At 64.5% G+C, this 1108-nt stretch carries 1 pseudogene; it reads right to left on the bottom strand.

Annotated features, from left to right (window positions below):
• Positions 1–909, bottom strand: a pseudogene (locus RFN30_RS32250) (hypothetical protein); the annotation flags it as partial.
• Positions 910–1108: the final 199 nt, after the last annotated feature.

Below are 1108 nucleotides of genomic sequence, written 5' to 3'. Positions count from 1 at the left end.
GGCGGCGAGATCTGGATTTTCCCTCTGCAGCTCCTGCGCCAGAAGTTCGTAATCTCTCTGGATATGCTCATCGTTCAGCCATTCCGTGGCGCCTAGTGCCAGCCCGCTGCGGTCGTGAGACAAGGCTCGCGGATCGAGCGCCTCAACCTGAGCGTCGGAGGCTGTACCTGAAGGCGGGGCATAATGGGCATCATCACGCAGCTCGGCCGGTGTGGACGGCAAATCGACTATGGAATCAAGACCGCGGTAGATATCAGACGAGCGAGCTGACGCGGACCTCCAAGCTGGTCCCATGTCTTGATCCGACTGCGGCGACCACCCTGACCAGGGGCGGTCCCGACCGGCAGGTCTTTGCCTTTCGGCTTGGTCCACCTCCTGCCAAAGCTGCGACTGATCGTAACTTTCCTGCGAGGCGGCGGGCCTTACCCCCCAATCGGCCTGCTCCCGCGAGCCAAGCTGTGGCCCGAGCTCCGGGTGCCTGCCATGTGCAGCGCTCAACGCCGTGGAACCTTCTCCAGGCTCGCTCGATGACGACGATGGCCCGGCAATCGATCTCGACCTGGCAGCATCCGACCACGGCGCGGAGCCGGCATCGTCGTGCAAGTCGACGATGTCATCAAGCCCGGCATAGATCTGCGATGATCTACGTGACGAGCCGGGCTGGGCAATTGCCGAGCCGGCAACTGCGGTCCAATGGCCCAAGCCGCTACTCTCCTCAGCCAGTTGCCCGGGCGTGAGCGCATTCAGATCAAAATCCGGACGCCGATAAGGTGTGGGTGACAGTGGTTCAAGGCCGGCGAAGGTCGAGGACGAGCCGGCACTTTGAGCAGGCGAGGATGGGGGCGGCACGGGGGCCAATTCTGGCGGGAGCGATGTCGTCTGATGGAACTGCGGCACATTGGTAGCCATTGGCGCGCCAGGCTGTGCGGCCTCTTCTTCATGGAAGGCTCGCAGCACGTCCCAGGCCGGGTCGCCCGGGGACATGGGGATGGGCGAGAAGGCGACGGCCGAGGTGCTCTGCACAGTTCCAGTGGGCGGGCCGCTTGGCTGCTCGCGCGGGGCCGCTTGCCCATGGGCTGCCAAGCCCAGCGCATTGTTGGCTGCGACC

It is taken from the genome of Mesorhizobium dulcispinae (genome assembly GCF_033977345.1).
GTDB classification, from domain to species: domain Bacteria; phylum Pseudomonadota; class Alphaproteobacteria; order Rhizobiales; family Rhizobiaceae; genus Mesorhizobium; species Mesorhizobium dulcispinae.
Note: the sequence above shows the minus strand (reverse complement) of the source record. Positions and strands in the feature narration are given on the sequence as shown.